At 72.2% G+C, this 19,849-nt stretch carries 17 protein-coding genes; 8 read left to right on the top strand and 9 right to left on the bottom strand.

The genetic code is table 11. The annotated features are described in order from the left end of the window. Positions 1–5: 5 nt before the first annotated feature. Positions 6–1,742, top strand: coding sequence for a class I adenylate-forming enzyme family protein (locus tag VHA73_03450; GenBank protein HVX17065.1), 1,737 nt, complete (start codon positions 6–8; stop codon positions 1,740–1,742). A 40-nt stretch (positions 1,743–1,782) separates the two neighbouring features. Further along, positions 1,783–2,538 carry an SDR family oxidoreductase gene (locus VHA73_03445; GenBank protein HVX17064.1) on the top strand — a complete coding sequence of 252 codons (756 nt, stop codon included), beginning with the start codon at positions 1,783–1,785 and terminating at the stop codon, positions 2,536–2,538. A 147-nt stretch (positions 2,539–2,685) separates the two neighbouring features. Here VHA73_03445 and VHA73_03440 read toward each other — a convergent pair whose 3' ends face one another. Genes VHA73_03440 through VHA73_03425 form a run of 4 tightly spaced genes read right to left on the bottom strand, consistent with a single transcriptional unit; the run spans position 2,686 to position 6,866 of the window. After that, complete coding sequence (locus tag VHA73_03440) at positions 2,686–3,798, bottom strand: saccharopine dehydrogenase NADP-binding domain-containing protein (protein HVX17063.1); 1,113 nt, start codon at positions 3,796–3,798, stop codon at positions 2,686–2,688. A gap of 30 nt (positions 3,799–3,828) precedes the next feature. After that, the gene (dusB, locus tag VHA73_03435; protein HVX17062.1) at positions 3,829–4,980 is read right to left on the bottom strand and encodes a tRNA dihydrouridine synthase DusB; all 1,152 of its coding nucleotides are present in this window, start codon (positions 4,978–4,980) and stop codon (positions 3,829–3,831) included. Then, positions 4,977–5,624: a Maf family protein gene (locus VHA73_03430; GenBank protein HVX17061.1), complete on the bottom strand. Its 648-nt coding sequence runs from the start codon at positions 5,622–5,624 to the stop codon at positions 4,977–4,979. Before VHA73_03430 ends, dusB begins: the two co-directional genes overlap by 4 nt. A gap of 60 nt (positions 5,625–5,684) precedes the next feature. Beyond that, on the bottom strand, positions 5,685–6,866 hold the full coding sequence (locus tag VHA73_03425; GenBank protein HVX17060.1) for an AMP-binding protein: 1,182 nt from the start codon (positions 6,864–6,866) through the stop codon (positions 5,685–5,687). 37 nt (positions 6,867–6,903) lie between these two features. On the opposite strand from VHA73_03425, the gene VHA73_03420 reads away from it, so the two are divergent. Continuing rightward, positions 6,904–7,824 (top strand): 1,4-dihydroxy-2-naphthoate polyprenyltransferase, encoded by a 921-nt coding sequence (locus tag VHA73_03420; GenBank protein HVX17059.1) that lies wholly within the window; start codon positions 6,904–6,906, stop codon positions 7,822–7,824. A gap of 93 nt (positions 7,825–7,917) precedes the next feature. Here the strand turns inward: VHA73_03420 and VHA73_03415 are convergent, their stop codons facing one another. Then, the gene (locus VHA73_03415) at positions 7,918–8,784 is read right to left on the bottom strand and encodes an alpha/beta fold hydrolase (protein HVX17058.1); all 867 of its coding nucleotides are present in this window, start codon (positions 8,782–8,784) and stop codon (positions 7,918–7,920) included. Between the two features lie 49 nt (positions 8,785–8,833). Here VHA73_03415 and menD point away from each other — a divergent pair, with 49 nt between their 5' ends. Then, positions 8,834–10,621 (top strand): 2-succinyl-5-enolpyruvyl-6-hydroxy-3-cyclohexene-1-carboxylic-acid synthase, encoded by a 1,788-nt coding sequence (gene menD / locus VHA73_03410; protein HVX17057.1) that lies wholly within the window; start codon positions 8,834–8,836, stop codon positions 10,619–10,621. Positions 10,622–10,662: 41 nt separating this feature from the next. On the opposite strand, the gene VHA73_03405 is transcribed toward menD, so the two are convergent. Continuing rightward, on the bottom strand, positions 10,663–11,925 hold the full coding sequence (locus VHA73_03405; protein HVX17056.1) for an isochorismate synthase: 1,263 nt from the start codon (positions 11,923–11,925) through the stop codon (positions 10,663–10,665). Next, positions 11,918–12,634 carry a ubiquinone/menaquinone biosynthesis methyltransferase gene (locus VHA73_03400; protein HVX17055.1) on the bottom strand — a complete coding sequence of 239 codons (717 nt, stop codon included), beginning with the start codon at positions 12,632–12,634 and terminating at the stop codon, positions 11,918–11,920. The genes VHA73_03405 and VHA73_03400 overlap by 8 nt, the downstream gene beginning before the upstream one ends. Positions 12,635–12,737: 103 nt before the next feature. Between VHA73_03400 and VHA73_03395 the strand changes: the two genes are divergently transcribed. The 3 genes from VHA73_03395 to nagA all read left to right on the top strand — a co-directional run bounded on the left by VHA73_03395 (position 12,738) and on the right by nagA (position 16,204). Continuing rightward, a complete protein-coding gene (locus VHA73_03395; protein ID HVX17054.1) occupies positions 12,738–14,156 on the top strand; it encodes a site-2 protease family protein in 1,419 nt (472 codons plus the stop codon). Positions 14,157–14,231: 75 nt separating this feature from the next. Beyond that, a complete protein-coding gene (locus tag VHA73_03390) occupies positions 14,232–15,089 on the top strand; it encodes a mycofactocin-coupled SDR family oxidoreductase (protein ID HVX17053.1) in 858 nt (285 codons plus the stop codon). Next, complete coding sequence (gene nagA / locus VHA73_03385) at positions 15,086–16,204, top strand: N-acetylglucosamine-6-phosphate deacetylase (GenBank protein ID HVX17052.1); 1,119 nt, start codon at positions 15,086–15,088, stop codon at positions 16,202–16,204. Before VHA73_03390 ends, nagA begins: the two co-directional genes overlap by 4 nt. 57 nt (positions 16,205–16,261) lie before the next feature. Here nagA and VHA73_03380 read toward each other — a convergent pair whose 3' ends face one another. Then, the gene (locus tag VHA73_03380) at positions 16,262–16,414 is read right to left on the bottom strand and encodes a VOC family protein (GenBank protein ID HVX17051.1); all 153 of its coding nucleotides are present in this window, start codon (positions 16,412–16,414) and stop codon (positions 16,262–16,264) included. A gap of 34 nt (positions 16,415–16,448) precedes the next feature. Between VHA73_03380 and VHA73_03375 the strand changes: the two genes are divergently transcribed. Continuing rightward, the gene (locus VHA73_03375; GenBank protein HVX17050.1) at positions 16,449–17,306 is read left to right on the top strand and encodes a fumarylacetoacetate hydrolase family protein; all 858 of its coding nucleotides are present in this window, start codon (positions 16,449–16,451) and stop codon (positions 17,304–17,306) included. Between the two features lie 57 nt (positions 17,307–17,363). Here the strand turns inward: VHA73_03375 and VHA73_03370 are convergent, their stop codons facing one another. Continuing rightward, positions 17,364–19,844, bottom strand: a complete 2,481-nt coding sequence (locus VHA73_03370; GenBank protein HVX17049.1) for a DUF87 domain-containing protein — start codon at positions 19,842–19,844, stop codon at positions 17,364–17,366. Positions 19,845–19,849: the final 5 nt, after the last annotated feature.

The following is a 19,849-nucleotide window of genomic DNA, read 5'->3' as shown; positions in this document are numbered from 1 at the left end:
AGGCGGTGATCGACCACTTCCACCGAGCTTGGACCGACCTCACGGGCCCGGGCGGGCCGTTCGAGTTGACCACGGCCACCATCGACGGTCGGACAGTGCGGGTCTACCGGCACGCGCCGGCGAACTTGCGCCAGTTGTGGGAGCGCTCGGCCGAGTTCGGCGACCGGCCGTACGTGGTGTTCGAAGACGAGCGCCACACGTACGACGACATCCACCGTCAAGTCCGGGCGCTGGCGCAGGTGCTGCGCGACCGATTCGACATCGGCGGGGGCGATCGGGTGGCGGTGGCCATGCGCAACTACCCCGAGTGGATCGTGAGCCATTGGGCGATCACGGCGCTCGGCGCCACCACTGTGGGCTGCAACGCCTGGTGGACCGGGGCGGAGCTCGAGTACGGCCTGCTCGACTCGCGGCCGCGCGTGCTGATCGCCGACGACGAGCGGCTCGAGCGCGTGCTGCCGCACCTCGACGCGGTGCGCGCTGCCATGGCACTGCACGTGATCAGCGTGCGGTCCGAGCGGGACCTCCCCGCCGACGCAGACCGCTGGGACGACGTGGTCGACGCGGCGGGCGCGCCCGACACGCTTCCCCCGGCCGTCATCGAACCCGACGACGAGCTGTGCGTCTTTTACACGTCGGGCACCACCGGCACCCCCAAGGGCGCCGTCCTCACCCATTGTGGCTCGGTCACCAACGTGTTGAACTGCCAGTTCATGGCGGCAGCCGCGTATGCCGGCGCGCAGCGCGCCGCGGGAGGACCGCCGACCCCGCCCGAACCGCCCGTGGGGGCGCCGCCGCCGGTCGTCCTGGTGTCGACGCCGCTGTTCCACGTGACGGCCTGCCACTGCCTGTTGCACCCGGGCACGTTGGCCGGCAACACGCTCGTGTTCATGTACAAGTGGGACGCCGGCCGGGCGCTCGAACTGGTCGAACGTGAGCGCGTCACGTCGCTGTCCGGCGTGCCCGTGATGAGCCGAGAAGTGCTCGCCCACGCCGACTGGGAGCGCCGCGACACGTCGAGCTTGGCGGGCATGGGCGGTGGGGGAGCCGCGTTCCACCCTGATCTGGTGGCCAAAGTCGACGCCGCCTTGCCCAACGGTCTCCCGTCGACCGGCTACGGGCTGACCGAGACCACCGGGGTGGTCACGTCGAACTTCGGTCCCACTTGCCTGCTCAAGCCAGCATCGTGCGGGCCGGTCGTGCCCACCCTCGACGCTCGACTGGTCGACGAAGCGGGCGCCGAGATGCCCACCGGTACCGGCTCGGTGGGTCGGCTCCAAGTGCGGGGTGCCGTCGTGTTCGCCGGGTACCTCAACCGGCCCGAGGCCACTGAGGACGTGCTCGCCGACGGTTGGTTCGACACCGGCGACGTGGCGTTCATCGACGATGACGGGTTCGTGCACCTCGTCGACCGGGCGAAGGACATGGTCAACCGCGGCGGCGAGATGATCTCCTGCGGCGAGGTCGAGACGGCGATCCACGAAGCGCTCGACGTGGCCGAAGTCGCCGTGTTCGCGGTGCCCGACGAGCGCTTGGGCGAGGAGGTCGCCGCGGTTCTGGTACCGCAACGTGGCGTGACGCTCGAACCGGCCGCTGTGGCCGCGGCCCTCGCCGGCCGGATCGCCGCGCACAAAGTGCCGTCGCGGGTGTGGGTGCGCCACGATCCTCTGCCCCGAAACGCCAACGGCAAGTTCCTCAAGCGCCAGCTGCGCGACGACTACGCCGTCCCGCCGGCGTCCTAGGAGACTGCTCGGCGCGTGGCGAGCGGTACGGTCGGCGCTCATGGATCTGCGACTCGACGGGAAGACGGCCCTCGTCACTGGGGCCTCAAAGGGGATCGGCTACGCGATCGCGGAGCTGTACGCGGCGTGCGGCGCCAACGTGATGCTCTCGTCGCGCAAACCCGACGCGCTCGCGGCCGCGGTCGAGCAAGCCCGGCCGTCGGCCACCGGCGTGTTGGCGTTCCACGCGGCCAATGCGGGCGACCCGGACGCGGCGGTCGAGACCGTGGCCGCCACGATGGAGGAGTTCGGGTCCGTCGACATCTTGGTGAACAACGCCGCCACCAACCCATACTTCGGGCCGGCGGTCGACGTGGAAGTGAGCCAGTTCGACAAGATCAGCGACGTCAACTTGCGCGGGCCGCTGCTGTGGTCGCAAGCCGCGCATCGGGCGAGCATGGCTGCCAGCGGCGGGGTGATCTTGAACATGGCGTCGATCGGCGGCATGGGGATCGAGCACGGGATCGGCATCTACAACACCAGCAAGGCCGGGCTGATCCACCTGACCCGGGTTCTGGCCTCGGAGTTGGCGCCCGACGTGCGGGTCAACGCCATCGCCCCGGGTCTCGTGAAGACCGACATGGCGCGGGCGCTGTGGGAGGAGCACGAAGAAGCGGTCGCCAAGCGCATACCGATGCGGCGCCTCGGCGCGCCGGTCGACATCGCCCACATGGCGCTGTTCTTGGCGAGCGACGCAGCGTCGTGGATCACCGGCCAGACGTTCGCGGTCGACGGCGGGCTGATGGTGGCGGGCTGACCGGTGGCGGGCTGACCGGTGGCGGGCTGATGGTGGCGGGCTGATGGCGGCGGGCTGACCGGAACTCCGTCGGCTCGGCGGCCCGGCGGCCCGGCGGTCGGTCGGTGCCGACGGGCCGGTGCGCTGCCGGCCGGCGCACCGGTTCGGTCAGGTGCGGCGCAAGCCGGCCGCTTCGGCGGCCGCCGCGAGTGGGTCGAGGCCGAACGCCTCGACCGGCCCGAGCGCCCCCGTGCCGTGGATCGCGCCATCGCGTGCGGTGATCGCCCCCCACGCGAGGAACGCCGCAGTGAGGTCGTACGGGTCGGGTCCGGCGAGGTCGACGGTGGCCAGCTCGGCGCCCTGTGCGTCGCGGGCCACGGCGGCCACCCAACTGCGCTGGCGGGCACGGACTTCTGCGCTGGGCCCCTCGCCGGGCGGGCGCACCCGGTTGGCCAGGCGTTCCATGGCTTTGGCGGTGCCAGGGATGCGGGTGAGCACGGCCGTGATCGGCGCCAACGCCGCCATGGGGCGGCTCAGCTTGCCGAAGGCACCGAGATATACGCCCACATCGCGGACGTCGGGCGCGACGCGCGGCACCGTGAAGTGCTCGCTGCCCGGTACCGACACGCCGTAGCGGTCGCTGCCGTCGACCCGGAACTTCTGCGCCGACGCGGAAGTGCGGGTGGTGACCAACGCGCCGCCACGCCAAGCGAATCCGGGGTCGGCCACGATCCCCGCCATCGATGCCAGCGTGCCGCCGCTCGCTGCTTCGCGACCCACGTCGCCCACCAGGAAGTAGCCGATGTCGACACCTCGCGCGCCGTCGCCGGCGTCGCGCAGCGCGAGCGACGCGGCCAGGGCGCCCGGCACGTAGTCGAAACCGAAGGCAGTGAGCAGTCCGCAGCCGGCCGCGGCAGCCTGCGCGCCGTAGTGCTCGAAGATGCGACGGATGAACACCGGTTCGCCGGTGGAGTCGAGGTAGTGCACGCCCGCGTCGATCGCGGCCCTTGCCGCGGCGTCGCCCCAGCGGGCGAACGGTCCGACCGTCGAGATCAGCACATCGCCGTCGGACAGCAGCTCACGCAGCGTGTGCGGGGCCTCCACGTTTGCGACGGCGGTCTCGGCCGCGCCGTCGAGGCTGGTGGCGAGCGCATCGAGCTTGCCCTGGTCGCGTCCGACGAGCAGCGGCCGCTCGCCGCTGGCCACCAGATCCGCGGCGGTGAGCCGACCGGTGAAGCCCGTGGCGCCGAACAACACGATTCGTCCCTTGCTGGGTCCCATGCGCGCAGCGTACGCGGCCCGGGGACCTTGTCAGCCCCCCGACACCATCTCCTCGGCGCCGAGCGGCGCGGCGGGATCGTCCGGGTCGTCGAGCCAACCCTCGGGCAGCGCGACCGGTCGGGGTCCGCTCGTATGGCCGCGGGCCACTCGGCGCGCGCTGTCAGGGAACTGCATCGAACGGTCCAAGCGCGACACGATCTCGACCAGGTCGTCGAGGGTCGAGACCTGCATGACCGCGCGGCGGACGTCGTTGCCGACCGGCCAACCTTTCACGTACCAGTGGGCGTGCTTGCGGAACTCGCGGATGTCGCGCCCGACGCCCCACAAGTCGTCCTTCCACGCCGCGAGGAGTTGGGCGTGCTCGACCATGAGGTCGGCGACGCCGCCGAGTGCGGGTGGGGCCGGCTCGGGTCGCCCCGCCAACACGGCGGCGAGCTGACCGAACAGCCACGGGCGGCCCAGGCAACCCCGGCCGACGACCACACCGTCGCAGCCGGTCGCGGTCATCATCGCCTGGGCGTCGGCGGCCTCCCAGATGTCGCCGTTGCCCAACACGGGGATCGACGCGATGGCGGCCTTCAACTCACCGATGGCATCCCAGTCGGCAGCTCCCGCGTAGTGCTGCTCCGCGGTGCGAGCGTGCAGCGCCACGGCGGCGGCGCCCTCCTCCTCGGCGATCTGACCGGTGGCAACGTGGGTGAGGTGGTGGTCGTCGATGCCCTTGCGGAACTTCACGGTGACCGGCACCCCGTGCGGCTCAGCGACGGCGACGGCAGCGGCGACGATCCGGCGCAACAGCCGGTGGCGCCAGGGAAGGGCCGCACCGCCACCCTTGCGGGTGACCTTGGCGGCTGGGCACCCGAAGTTGAGGTCGAGGTGGTCGATCCCCAACTCGCCGATCAGGATCCGCACCGCCTCCGCGGTGGTGGATGGATTCGTGCTGTAGAGCTGCAGCGACCGCGGCGTCTCCTCGGGGGCGAACGCGGCGAGCTTCCAAGTTCGGTCGTTGCGCTCCACCACCGCACGAGCGGTGATCATCTCGCTGACGTACAAGCCGGCGCCGAAGCGCCGGCACAAGGTGCGGAACGGCGCGTTCGTGACGCCGGCCATGGGTGCCAGCACCACCGGCACGTCGAGATCGATGTGGCCGATCTGGAGCGCGGGCGCCGTGGTGGTGCTCACGGCCACAAGTCGGTGACCGACAGGCCGAGCCGCTCGACCAGCACGCGCAACAGCGGCAGCGAGAGGCCGATGACGTTGCCCGGGTCGCCGTCGACGCCATCGATGAACGGGGCCGACCACCCGTCGAGCGTGAACCCGCCCGCCACCCCGAGCGGCTCGCCGGTCCCGACGTAGCGGGCGATCTCCTCGTCGGTCGGCGACCCGAACCGCACGACCGTGGCGGCGACCTCGGCGATCGGCACCAGCTGCAGGTCACGGCCCTCGCGTTCGGGCTCGACGGAAGGCGCGAGGTCGATCACGCAGTGGCCCGTCCGCAGCACCGCCTCGCGGCCGCGCAATGAGAACCAGCGCTGCAACGCCTCCGCCTTGCTGGCGGGCTTGCCGTACGCGGTCCCGTCGACGTCGAGCACGGAGTCGCAGCCGACCACGAGTGCTGGTGGGGTGGTGCGGTCGTCCGCGATGCGGTCGGCCACGGCACGGGCCTTGCGGACTGCGAGGGCCAACGCCTGGTCGTGGGGCGACAAGTGGCCGACGTCGTCTTCTGCCGCGCGCGACACGACGACCTCGGGGTCGAAGCCCGCAGTCCGCAGCAGGCGCAGGCGGGCCGAGGAGGCGGAAGCGAGCACGAGGCGTCGAAGGGGCACCTCATCAGCGTGCCACGCCCGGGGTGCCGGTCGGTGCGGTGGGACCGGCCGGGCGGCCGCTCAGGGCTGCGGCCGCGGCCCGGGTTCGCCTGTCGTGCGCGTCGGTGCGCGGAGCAGATCTCGACGGATCTTGCCGAGCGCTGTGCGGGGCAGGCGGCCGACGAGCACCAGATGGCGGGGTGCCGCGTACGCGGGGAGCTGTCGCTTCACGTGCTCCCGGAGCCCTGCGAGCGTCGGCGGTCGGTCGCGGGTGACGGGCACCACGAACGCCGTCACGCGCTGGCCCCACTCGTCATCGGGGAGCCCGGCCACGGCCGCATCGGCGACGCCCGGATGGCTGCGGAGCACTTCCTCCACCGATGCAGGCCACACGTTCTCGCCACCGGTCACGATCAGGTCGTCGCGGCGGCCGTCGACGTGGAGGCGACCCTTGTCGTCGATGCGACCGAGATCGCCGGTGGTGAACCATCCGGCGTCCTCGAGCGGGTTCGACCCGTCGCGGTAGGCACGCAACAGCTGCGGGCCGCGCACCCGTATCTGGCCGTCGTCGCCGATCGCGATCTCCACCCCGTCGAGCGCTTCGCCCTCGTAGACCACGCCGCCGCCGGTCTCGGTCAGGCCGTACGTGTGCACGACGTTCGCCGGTCGAGGTGTGGGATCTGCCGAGCCGCCGAGCACGACCCGACGAAACGCGTCGGGTCCGATCCGATCGAGCGCCGTGGCCACCAGCGACGTCAGCGTGGCGCCTCGCTCGGCGGCTTGCAGGACCCGTTCGGCGTCGAAGCCCGGATGCACTTCGAGCGGCACACCCTCGATCAGCGCCCGAGTCACCACGCCGAGCCCGCCCACATGAGTGAGCGGGAGGCAGGCGAGCCACTGGTCGGCCCGTGGGTCGACGCCGAGGCGGCGGTGCACGGAGCGAGCGTGGGCCGCCAGACCGCTGTGGGTGTGGATCACGCCTTTGGCCGGGCCGGTCGTACCGCTGGTGGGCACCACCAGCGCGTCGCCAGGTCGCAGCGGCGGGTGCGGGGTGGGATAGGAGCGGATCGGGTCGCGCACCCCGTCGGCCCGAATGATCTCGTCGGGATCGAGCGACTGGAAGAGGTGCTGGCGGGAGGGCACGGGCAGGCGCGGGTCGACGGGCAGCGCCACGTCGCCCGCGTCCCACACGCGACACAGCGCCAGGACCCAGTCCGGCCCCGGCACCAGATCAAGCGCGACGAGACGGGGTGTTCGGGCCATTGGCACGAAGGCACGTTAGGGGCAACACTGGCGCGCCGTGCAGCCTGTCGCGCCTCCCGCCGCTCTCACCTCGCGCCTCGAGGTGTGGCTGGCCGGCGCCCGCCCCCGCACCCTGCCCGCCGCGGTGGTGCCCGTTGCCGTGGGCACCTCAGCAGCCGTCGGGGTGACCAGCGGCGGCATCATCTGGTGGCGGTTCGTGGCGGCGATGGTGGTGTCGCTCGCGCTCCAAGTCGGCACCAACTACGCCAACGACTACAGCGACGGCGTGCGCGGTACCGACCACGACGAGCGCCGCGTGGGGCCGGTGCGCTTGGTTGGCCAAGGCCTTGCCGAGCCTCGACGCGTGAAGATCGCGGCGTTCGCGGCGTTCGGCGTGGCGGGCATCGCCGGCTTGGCGCTCACGCTCGCGGTGGGCTGGGTGCTGCTGATCGTCGGCGCGGCCAGCATCGCCGCGGGCTGGTTCTACACCGGCGGACCGCGGCCGTACGGGTACGCGGGCTTCGGCGAGCTGTTCGTGTTCGTGTTCTTCGGCGTGGTGGCGACCGCTGGCTCGGCGTACGTGCAGACCGAGCACGTCACGTTGTTGGCGGTGGCGGCGTCGGTGCCGGTTGGGATGTTGGCGACGGCGCTGTTGGTCACCAACAACTTGCGGGACATCCCAGGTGACACCGAGTCGGGCAAGCGGACGGTCGCCGTCCGCATCGGCGACCGCGCCACCCGCTGGTTGTTCATCGGCCTGCTCGAGGCAGCCATCGTCGCCGTTGCGGTGGTGGCACTCGCCGGCCACCGTCGATGGGGGTTGCTGGGGCTCGCCGCACTGCCGCTTGCGGTGCGCCCCATCGGCCGGGTCCGCGGCGGGGCTCGCGGGCCGGACTTGATCGCCGTTCTCGGCGACACCGGCCGCGTGCAACTGGTGTGCGGCCTGCTGTTCGCGCTCGGTCTGGCCCTGTCGGGCTGACCGCCCGACCGCCAGGAGCCGACGGCCAGGAGCCGACCGCCAACCGGGGCGTGATGTGGTGGTTGGGGCGACCAGGTCCCCAGCCAGTTCCGGTTACTCGGCCGGTGGCCACACCGGCAGGGACGGCCGTCGCCCGCCGTCGTCGCCTCGATCTCCGCCGTCACCTCCACGCCCGTCTCGGCCTGCGGCGGTGGGGCCGGACGCCGTGTGGTCGGGTACCGGCGGCAAGTTCCGCAACCAGTGCGACAATCGCCCTGCCACCCACTCGGGTTGTTCACGCGGCACGGAATGGCCCGCGCCGGGCACGACCTCGAAGCGGGCGAAGCGACCAATGGCTTCGGCCATGCGCTCGCCGATCGCCCGGAACTTGGGGTCGTGCTCGCCCGCGAGCACCAGCACCGGGATCCGGCGCTCGCTGAGCAGCGGAAGCTGGTCCCACAGCGATTCCTGGGCGCCGGTCCCGGCAAGACGCAAGCTCGCTGCCAGACCGGACTCGGCGTTGCGCATGCGATCGTCGCGGTCGGCTTGTTCCGGCGTGAGGTGGGCGAACAGCGGCCGTTGGAGCCACCAGTCGAGGAACGGCTCGACGCCTTGTTGCTCGATCCAGCTGGCGAGCTTGTGGTCGTCGGTGCGCCGGGTGGCGCGCTCTTGCGGATCGCGGATCCCGGCGGTGGCGCCGATCAGCACGAGCGAGCGGACGGCATCGGGCCGCAACATGGCCACGTGGAGCGCGTGGCGCCCGCCGAGCGAGTAGCCGACCCACGACGACAGGCCGTACGTGGCGGCGAGGATGCGGGCGGCACCGCCCAACGACAGGTGCTTGTCGCCGTTCATGCCGTGCCCGGGCAGGTCGGGCGCGATGACGTCGTAGCCAGGTCCGAGCTCGAGGCGGTCGACCACGGGCTGCCACGAGCGGCCGGTCTGGGTGAAGCCGTGCAACAAGATGAGGCGATCGCCCACGTGAGCCACGTTGGGCACTCTGCCACGACGGCTGCCACCATGGTGGCCGATGGTGGAATCGGACCCGGGCCGGGATGCGGCCACCTTCTGCGCCACGTTGGTCGACGAGTGGGTCCGGGCCGGTGTCGAGCACGCCGTGGTGGCCCCCGGATCTCGCTCGACGCCGATGGCGGTGGCGCTTGCGGCCGATGGCCGCTTGCGGACCCACGTGGTGCTCGACGAGCGTTCGGCGGCGTTCACCGCGCTCGGTGTCGGCCGCGCGACGGACCGGCCCGCCATCGTCGTGACCACCAGTGGCACGGCCGCGGTCGAGTTGCACCCGGCGGTCGTCGAGGCGCACCACGACGGTGTCGCGATGATCTGCGTGACCGCCGACCGCCCACCGGAGCTGCAAGGCGTGGGCGCGCCGCAGACGGTCGATCAAGTCGGCTTGTACGGCGGCGCGGTGCGCTGGGCGGCATCGCCCGGTCCTCCCGAACCTGTCACGGCCCCGAGCGCTTCGTCGTGGCGCTCCCTCGCGGCGCGGGCCGTGCTCGAGGCCGTGGGCGGACGCCGCCCACCCGGCCCGGTCCACCTCAACCTCGGCTTCCGCGAGCCGTTGGTCGGCGAACCAGCGCCGCTGCCGCCGGGGCGCGACGGCAGCGCGCCCTGGCACGGCCGGCCGATCGTGGCTACCACCCTCGGCGAGTCGGCCTTGGCCGCCGCCGCGCACGCGCTGTTCGCCGGCGACGACCGATCTGCGGGCGCGCGTTGCGGACCGCACGCCACTAGAGGTGTGATCATCGCCGGGTCCCACTTCGGTGCGGGCGGGGCCGCGGCTGTGCACGAACTGGCTGCCGCGCTCGGCTGGCCGGTGTTGGCCGACCCGCGGTCCGGGGCGCGCGCCCCGCACCCCACGACCGTGGCGCACTTCGATGCGATCTTGCGCGCCAAGGGCTTCGCATCGAGCCACACCCCCGACGTCGTGCTCCGGGTCGGCCGGTTGCCCGCGTCCAAAGTGCTCGGCGAGTGGCTGGCGGGTGCCACGCCACGCGAGGTCGTGCTCGATCCGACCGGTGCGTGGATCGACGCGGCGCGCGCGGCCGCGCACTACGTAGTGGCCGATCCGGTCGACACCTGCCGGCGCCTCGTCGAGCAGGTGACCGGGCAGGCCCGGCAGGCGGTGACCCCCGGCGACTGGCTCGACGGCTGGCAGGAGGCCGAATCCGCCGCGGCGCGCTCGATCGCCGCCACGCTGCAGGCCGAGGGCGACGGCGATCCGGCGCAACCCACGACCGAGCCCGGGACGGCCCGCGCCGTCGCTGCCGGCTTGCCAGACGGCGGCCACATGGTGGTGTCCTCGTCGATGCCGGTGCGCGATGTCGAGTGGTTCGCGGCGCCGCGCGTCGGTTGGCGCGTGCACGCCAACCGAGGGGCCAACGGGATCGACGGCGTGGTGTCGACCGCTGTGGGCGTGGCGCTGGCGTCCGGCGCCCCGACCACCGCGCTCTTGGGCGACTTGGCCTTCCTGCACGACAGCAACGCCCTGCTCGGTCTGCGCCACCGGCCGGTCGACCTCACCGTCGTCGTGGTCGACAACCACGGCGGCGGCATCTTTTCGTTCCTCCCGCAAGCTGCCGCGCTCGACTCGGCCCGCTTCGAGCAGCTGTTCGGCACCCCACAAGACGTCGACGTTGCCGGGCTGGCCGCGGCCCACGGCATCCCGGTGCTGGCCACGCTCGCCGAGGCTCGAGCCGCCAGCGGTGTGCGGCTGGTCGTCGTGCCCACCGACCGCGCCCGCAACGTCGACGTGCACGACCGCATCCACGCCGCAGTGGTCCAAGCGATCGACGGGTGAGCCAGGGCGCCCGGCTCGGTGCGCCGCGACCAGGCTCGGGCTCAGGGCCGGATCAGCGCGTTGAGCATCACTTGCAGCTTGGCGCGGGTCTCCACGAGCTCGGTGGCGGGGTCGGAGCCGCCCACCATGCCGTTGCCGCCCCACACAGTGGCGTTGGGGCCGTCGAGCTGCGCGCAGCGGATGCTCACGGCCCACACGCCGTTGCCCGCGGCGTCGACCCATCCGACCGACCCCGCGTATCGCCCACGGTCGAAGCCTTCGAGCTCGGCGATCAGGTCGCGGGCGGTGTCGGTGGGCCGCCCGCACACGGCGGGAGTCGGATGCAGCGCATCGCGCAGCTCGAGGGCGGACGCCGGCGGATGCGAGAGCCGGCCTTCGACTTTCGTGGCGAGGTGGTGGACGTTGGCGAGCGTGACCACCCGCGGTTCGGCTTCGTGGTCGACGTACGACGAGAAGTCGAGGAGGGTCTGGTGGACTTCCTCGACGGCCACCTGGTGCTCGTGGCGGTACGTGGCCGATGCGAACAGCCCGGCGGCCGCACGGGCGTCGGCGTCGGGGTCGCCACGGCGAGGTGTGGTGCCCGCGTGGGGATCGGCGCGCACGATGTCGCCTCTGCGGGCGACGAGCAGCTCGGGGGTTGCCCCGACGAACCCGTCGACCGAGAACAGGTAGCAGTCGGGGTAGGTGTTGCGTAGCCGTGCCAGGACCTGGTCGACCGGGATGGGGGCGTCGGCTTCGATGCGAAGTTCCCGCGCGAGCACCACTTTGTCGAGCTTTCCGGCATTGATGCGACCGACCGCGTCGGCCACCCGGTCGCACCATTCAGCGGGATCGAGGGTGGCGCGGACCTCGAACGCGGATGGCCCGGGCGGCACGGACCCGGACCGCGCGGCGGCGAGCGCGTGGGCCACCTGGGCCGTCGCAGCGCCGGCGTCGGCCGCTCCGGCGGGGGGCGAGATCGTGGTGACCCACCGGGTGCCGTCGCCCGACCTCCCGACCACGAGCGACGGGATGGTCAGCAAGCGGTGGCGCTCGGCCTCCGGCCCGTCGTCGCGAAACGGCAGGGCCCCGAACGCCACGGCCCCGCACCCCGGCAGCCCGACCTCGTCGTCGACGTCGATGGCGGCCAGCGCAGTTGCTGCCAGTTCGGCCGGCACCTGCGTCGCGACGCCCAGCCCGGCGAAGCCCTCACCGGCCCGCTCGAACAGGACGCCATCGGCGCCCGCCAAGACCGGCAAGTCGACGTCGAGGTCGAGGCGACGGGTGCGGGCGACAAGCGCTGCTCCGCCGTGAGCGTCAGGCACGGCTCGCGGCGATGAGCTGGGCCACTTGCAGTGTCAGCAAGTCGTGCCGCACATCCGGGAACCCCGCGCCTCGCACCAGGTCGAGCAGCTCGGGAGTGGGTGGGAGGTACGCCACCGACGCGGGCAAGTAGCGGTACGCGGCCTTGTCGCTGAAGAGGCCGCCGATCCACGGCACGACCTTCCCGAAGTAGAGGCTGTGCCCGAACCGCAACAGGCGGTTGGGGGGCTCGGCCACCTCGAGCAGCGCGATGCGGCCGCCGGGTCGGACCACGCGGCCGAGCTCGGCGAGGAACGGCTCGAGCTCCACGAAGTTGCGCAGCGCGAACCCGCACGACACCCCGTCGACCGACGAGTCAGGGACCGGGAGCCGGAGCGCGTCACCTTGCACCAGCGGCGCCGAGGTACGGGCGTTGGCAAGCATCCCGAAGGAGAGGTCCACCCCGACCGGTTGGTGCCCAGCTGTGGCGAGGTCGCGGCACATGTCGCCGGTGCCGCACGCGAGGTCGAGCACCCGTGACCCGGGGGGCAAGTCCAGCGCGGCGATCGCCCGCTTGCGCCACCCGACGTCGAGCCGGAAGGTCATGATCCGGTTCACCAGGTCGTAGCGGGGGGCGATCGTGTCGAACATCGACCGCACCGCCGCGACCTTCTCGTCGCCCTCGGGCAAGTGGACGGCCGCAGCCGCGCCGTCGGTGGTCCGCAGGGTCACCGACCCATCGTACGGCGAGTCCGCCACCGACCCGCGCGCCGAGGTGACGGCGCCGCTCTGCACCCCGAGACGCCCGCCCGCCCCGCCCACTTATGCTGGCGCGGTGTTCGACGAGTTGGGAGGCCCCCCGCAAGTTCGCGTCGCGGGGATCCCGGTGCGCGTCGAGTGGCCCTTCTTCCTCTTCGCCGGCGTGCTCGGCCTCGACTTCCACGGCCTGTACATCCTCGGTTGGATCCTCATCGTGTTCGTGTCGGTGCTGGTGCACGAGTTCGGCCACGCCGTCCTCTACCGGGTTTTCGGCCAGCACCCGACGGTGCACATCACCCCCGTGTCGGGCCTCACCCACGGCGAACGCCCGCTGCCGCGCGCCAAGACGATCATCGTGTCGCTGGCCGGCTCGGTGTTCGCGTTCGGGTTCCTGGCGACCCCCGCGATCGTCTTGCGCCAACAGGGCCTCAACGACGTGGGTGGCTGGGCCTTTGTGCACCCGGCCTGGTTCTGGACCGTGTACTACGTGGCGCAAGTCAACATCTGGTGGTCGATCTTCAACATCTTGCCGATCGTGCCGCTCGACGGCGGCCACGTGAGTGAGGCGTTGATCGGCCCGTTCCGGGCGCGGGTGCTGGCGGTGGCGGTGTCTGCCGGCGCGGCCGTCTACGTCGACGCCAAGGGTCAGCGGCTCGTGGCCCTGTTCCTGGTGGTGCTCGCCGTCTGGAACGGCATGGAGGCCTACCGGATGCGCCAGGGCGGCGAGAGCGGGTTCCTGCCCGGCGGGTTCTCGTCGCCGCGCCCTGCTCCGGAACCTCCGCCCAAGCGCCGTCGACCGAAGGACGGGGGCGGCAAGGGCTCGGGCAAGCGCGGCAAGGCCCGCCGCGGGCTCAGCGCGGTGCCCGACCTTCCACCCGAGGCCGATGCGCCCCGCCCGGAGCGGGCGCCCACGCGCACCGTCGCGCAGCTCGTCGCATCGGCTTGGGAAGCGCTGCGGGCCGGTGACGGCGACACGGCCGCGCTGCTGCTCGACAGCGCGGGTGAGCGGACGCCTGGTGTGCCCAGGTACCTGGCCGCGTCGGTGGCGGCATCGTCGGGCGACCGCCCCAAGGCCCTCACCTTGTTCGAGCAGGCGTTCCTGGCCGGCCCGCCGCCCAACCTGGTGGCCGCGGGCGTGGTGGCCGACCATGACCTCGCCGGCGAGCTCGCCAAGCGCTTGCTGGCGCACGACCGCGACGGGGTCGACGCAGCCGCGACGCTGGCCACCCATCTGCACTACGCCGGCCGCTTCGCCGCCGCCGCGCTGGTCGGCGAGCGGGTGTATGCCGACGGCCGGGCCAGCCAGCCGCAGACGGCGTTCGAGATCGCGTGCGCATGGGCGCAGGCCGACGATCCCCGCCGTGGCCTCGAGTGGCTGGAGCGCGCGGTCGACGCTGGCTTCACCGCACCGAAGTTGATCGACCACGAGGCCGACTTGGCGCCGGTCCGCGCGCTGCCGGGTTACGCCGCGCTGCGCGAGCGGATCACGTCGTGACCCGGCCTGTGCCGGTGGCAACTTCCGGCGCCGTGATCGGCCTCCCGCCGAGCCCGGGTCGGCCATGATGGGTCGATGACGGACGACGAGGCTGCGCTTGCGTTCGCGGGCCGGGTGGCCCTGATCACGGGCGGCGCGCGAGGGCAGGGGAAGTCACATGCGCTGGCCTTCGCGTCAGGCGGCGCCGACATCGCGCTCTGCGACCGTTGCGCGGACGTGGCCGCGATCCCGTACCCCATGGCGACCGCCGGCGACCTCGCCGAGACGGTCCGCGAGATCGAGGCGCTCGGCCGGCGGTGTGTGTCGGCCACGCTCGACACGGCCGATCGCGCCGCCCTCGACGCGTTCGTGGCGGAAGCCGAAGCGTCGCTCGGCCGGATCGACATCGCGGTGGCCAACGCCGGCGTGTCGTGCGCCCGCAGCGTGCAGGACATGACCGCCGACCTCTGGGACGAGATCATCGGCTCGAACCTCACCGGGGTCGCCAACACCGTCACTGCGGTGGCGCCCGGCATGATCCGCCGTCGCTACGGGCGCATCGTCACCGTGTCGTCGATGATCGGGCGCGGCGCCAACTACGGGATGAGCGCGTACGGCGCCTCGAAATGGGGGGTGATCGGCCTCACGAAGTCGGCGGCGCACGACCTCTCGCCCTTCGGGATCACGGTCAACTCGGTCGCGCCGGGCAACGTCGACACCCCCATGGTGCACAACGATTTCATGTATCGCATGCTGCGCCCCGATCTCGACCAGCCGGGCGCCGACGACATCGCTGCGACGTTGGGGTCTTTGCACCTCCAGCCCGGCGTGCCGTGGCTCGACCCGGCAGAGGTCACCCGCGTGGTGCTGTTCCTGGCCGACGAAGCCAGCGCCCACCTCACCGGCATCGTGGTGCCGGTCGACGCGGGCGCCGCCGCACGCGTCACCGCGTGAACCGCACGCTGACCGGCCGGGTGGTGCTGGCCGACCGGGTGCTCGATCGCGGTCGTGTGCGCATCGCCGAAGATCGGATCGTTGCGGTCGGCGAGGCGGACGGCCCCGTCGACGACCAGTGGATCACGCCGGGTCTCATCGACGTGCACGTGCACGGCGGCGGCGGGCACACCATGACCAGCGGCAACCCGGGCGAGGCGCTCGCTGCCGTCGCGTTCCACCAGCGCCACGGCACCACGTCCACGGTGTGCAGCCTGGTCACCACCCCCGTCGACGGCATGTGTCGAACCGCGGCCGCGCTCGCGTCGATCGTCGACGGCGGCCAGGTCGTCGGGCTCCACCTCGAAGGTCCGTTCGTGTCGGCCGCGCGCTGTGGGGCACTCGACGCCGCGTCGATGCGAGACCCCGATCTCGCCGTGCTCGGCCGGCTGCTCGACGCGGGAGCCGGCACCGTGCGCACCATGACGTTCGCTCCCGAGCTGCCGGGCGCGCTCGATCTGGTGGGCGCGCTGCGGGCGGCGGGTGTGGCGGCGTGCGTGGGCCACACCGACGCGACGCACGACCAGGTGAGAGCCGCCTTGGAGGCCGGCGCCGCCGCCGCCACCCATCTCGGCAACGCCATGCGCGGCTTCCACCACCGCGAGCCCGGCCCGATCGGGGCCTTGCTCGGCGCGCCCGGTGTGGTGTGCGAGGTGATCTGCGACGGGGTCCACGTGCACCCGGCAGCGGTTGCGCTGTTCGCGCAGGCCGCAGGCGACGAGGGGATCGCGCTCGTGACCGATGCGGTGGCAGCCGCAGGTGCCGGCGACGGCACGTTCGACCTCGGCGGCCACCGGGTCGAGGTGCGCGAGGGCGTGGCGCGGGTCGCGGGGACCGGCACCCTCGCCGGCTCGACGCTCACGATGGATGCCGCGCTGCGGCGGGCCGTGCGCGACGTGGGCCTGTCGCCCGTCGCCGCCTGCCGGGCCGCCGCCACGAACCCGGCACGGGTGCTCGGGGTCGCGGACCGCACCGGCGAGATCGCACCCGGGATGGCCGCCGACCTGTGCGTGTTCGACGACGACTGGGCGCTCACCGAGGTCGTCGCACGGGGCGCCTCGATCATCCCGGGCTGACCGTCGGGCGACCTGGTCGGGCTCGGCGCCGGTCCGCCGGGCCCGCCCGGTTGCAGATCAGCTGCGGGCTGTGGGCTCGTGGACGGACCAGGCATTGCCGTCGGGGTCCTGGAAGTACACCAACGTGCCCCACGGCAGCGGCTCGACGTCACTCACGGCCACGCCGTTGGCAGCGAGTTCGTCGTGGGCGGCCTGGGCCGGATCGACCACGACCTGCAAGCCCTCCGGTCGCTACCGTCCGGGTGTGCGCATCGCTTCTTTCTCCACCGCCGATGATCCGCGCGTTCGGCTGGGTGTGGTCGACGACGCCGGCCTCGACATCGTGGAGCTGCACCACCCCGCCGACCTCACCCAGCTCGTCGTGTCGTGGGACACCGAACGTTCCGCGGTTGCCGCGGCAGCCGAAGCCGGGCCGCCGATGCCACTCGAGACTGTACGGCTGCATGCGCCGCTGGCGCCGCCCCGCAACGTGCTGTGCATCGGCAAGAACTACCGCGACCACGTCAGCGAGATGGCGGCGGCCACCGGCGGCTCGGCTCAGCCGGAACGGCCGATCGTGTTCACCAAGGCGCCGACCACGGTCATCGGCCCGGCCGACGACATCCCGTTGCATGCCGAAGTCACGTCGATGCTCGATTACGAGGCCGAGCTCGGGGTGGTGATCGGCCGCGGCGGGCGGGCGATCACCGAGGCCGAGGCCATGGCCCATGTGTGGGGCTTCACGGTGATCAACGACGTGACCGCTCGCGACCTCCAGTTCGCACACGGCCAATGGTTCCTCGGCAAGTCGCTCGACGGCGCCTGCCCGATGGGCCCGTGGGTGGTCACTGCCGACGCGTTCGATCTCGACGGCGCCGAGGTCCGCTGCTCGGTCAACGGCGAGGTGCGGCAAGCGGCCCCGGTCAGCCAGATGATCTTCGCCATCCCGACACTGATCGCTGCGCTGTCGGCCGGGATGACCCTGGTGCCGGGCGACGTGATCGCGACCGGCACACCCGCAGGGGTGGGCGCCGCCATGGATCCTCCGCAGTTCCTGACGGCGGGCGACGAGGTGGTGTGCGAGGTCACGGGCCTGGGGTTGTTGCGCAACCGCGTGGCGTGAACGCGCCGCCGGCCGCGGACCCGACCGGCGCCACCGGTTCGCCGCGGCCCGGATGTGTCAGCCGACCGGCAGCCACCCCAGCACGAGCTCGGTGACCGTCACGTCGGCACGCTCGAGCGCGATGTCGAGCGGCGTGATGTCGTCGGCGGCCGCCTTCCACTTGGCGTCGATCGCGGCGAGCTCGCTGGACAGCTCCGCTTCCAGCCGCTCGATGTCGGCCTGCTCGGACTCGACTTTCGTCTCGGCAGCTTCGACGCGCCGCCCGGCCGCACCGGTGCTGGTGCTTCGGCTGGCCGCCCGTCCGATGCTGCGGACGATCGTGCCGGTGTTGCGGCGGCCGCCGAGGAACGAGCCGAGCAAGCTGCCGGCGGCGGACAGCACCGCCGAGGTGCGTTGCGACTTCGCCGACGCCTCGGCCACACCGGCGGCCTCCTGCGCGGCCACCAGCTGCTTGTGCTCGGTGGTGAGCTTCGCCTCGTACTTGGTGCGCAGCGCTGCGGCTTCCTTGTCAGCGGCGTCCGACGCGGCCTGCGCGACTCGGGCTCGAAAGGCCTCTTCGGCCTCGCCGGGCGCGGCCACCACCTTCAGCGACGCGCATTGCAACACGTGCGCTTGTTGGGTCGCGACGAGCTGGGCCACGAGGTCCTTTTGCAGTTTCGACCAGAACGTCTTCTTGTCGATCGGTGCGTCGGGCAGCCGGTACACGGCGCCGGCCGGGGCCTGGTCGAGCAAGTCGCGGTCGTCGTAGTCGACCACCGTCGCATCGGCGGGGTTGGGGGCCGGCCCGAGCGGGTGGAGCACGGCCTCCCATTCCTGGGTGGTGCGGACCTTGGTCTTGGTGTCGTCGAATACCAAGTTCACCCTGGCGACGGCCGCGGCTTCATAGCGGGTCCCGGCGGTGGCGCCCACAGTCGGCGCCCAGGCCGCGGCGGAGTCGATCCAGTGGACCGCCACCCCGTCCGCGCACTGTGGCGCCACGGGAGAGTCCTCGGCGCCGATCGTCGCAGGGGCGGCCGGCGCAGGAGGCGGCACAGGGCTCGCTGGGGCGGCGGCACCTGTCGCCGGGTCGGACGCGTCGGCTGACACGCCGGGTTGGGCGGTCTCGGCAGCAGCGGCGGCGGGCGCGTCCGAAGCGGCGGGTGAAGCACTCGCGGCCTTCTCGGGTGCGTTCGCCATCAGTGAGGCGATCTGGTCGCGGGTGATCGGCCCGCGCAGGTACGAGAGCGCCCAGCGCGTGGTGAACACCTTCGGTTGGTTCGCTCCGGGGCTGCGGAGCACGAACTCGCGCTTGCCCAAGCCGGCGATCGTGTCGCCGACGGCCTTCACGTCGACGCCACCTGCGGCCGACGACATGCCGTCGAGCAGCCGTGAGCGGTCCTGCTCGGTCTGCAAGCGCCCGACCATCCACGTGCCCGCGTTCGACAGCGCCTTGTAATCGACGTCGACGGGGTTCTGGGTGGCCAGGACGAGACCGACGCCGAACGCGCGCGCTTGCTTCAACAAGGTGAGGATCGGCTTCTTCGCCGGCGGCGCGCCGTTCGGGGGCGCGTAGCCGGCGACTTCGTCCATGTACACGAGCGCCCGCAGGTCGCTGGTGCCCGACTGGCGTCGCATCCAGGTGATCAGCTTGCCGAGGATCATCGACGTGACGAACTGCCGCTCGTCGTCGGACAGGTGCGCGGTCGACACGATCGCGGCGCGGGGCTTGCCGCCCTCGCCTTGGAGCACGTGGTCGATGTCGAGCGGGACACCTTGGCCCCACGCCGAGAACGAGGGTGACGCCAGCAGCCCGTTGAGCTGCATGGCGAGCTGGGTGCGGTCCTTCGGGGGGAAGAACTGGTCGAGCTCGAAGACGCCCAGCTTGCGGATCGGCGGCTGTGCGACCTGTGCGACGAGCGTGGCGAGGTCGAGGTCCTGCCCGTTGCCCCAGGCGTTGGCCAGCAAGTTCGACAACAAGATGTGCTCGCGGCTCGACAAGGGGTCGGCTTGGATGCCGATGAGGCCCAGCAGGCCCGACACGAAGCCTTCGATCTCGTCGTTGAGCGACTCGGGATCGACGCCTTTGGGTGCGGCCAGCGAGCCGACGATGTTGAGGGGCACCCCCGACGTGGAGCCGGGCGTGAAGATCGTGAACTCCGCCGCATCGCGCAGCGCCTGGATGCGGTCGGGCCCGAGCCCCCAATCGGCCAGCCCCTTCGTCCAGGCATCGGCCTGGGTGGCCGCGAACGTCGGCACGTCCTGGCCGGCTTGTTGCGCAGCCGACGGGTCGACCCACGGCTCGAAAGATGGCGCGTCGAGCTTCGGGAACGTCAACAACAGGTTCCCCAGGTCGCCTTTGGGGTCGAACGCGATCAAAGGGATGCCGGCCAGCAACGCCTCTTCCATCAACACGATGCCGAGGCCGGTCTTGCCGGAGCCGGTCATGCCGACGATGACGCCGTGGGTGGTGAAGTCGGCCGACGCGACCGTCACTGCCTCACCGGTTCGCTTGTGGTCGCCGTCGACCGTCTCGCCGATCCCGAAGGTGCGCGCACTCATGGAAC

Source organism: Acidimicrobiales bacterium, from assembly GCA_035547835.1.
GTDB lineage: Bacteria > Actinomycetota > Acidimicrobiia > Acidimicrobiales > Iamiaceae > DASZTW01.
This window is presented reverse-complemented; position numbering and strand designations above follow the sequence as displayed.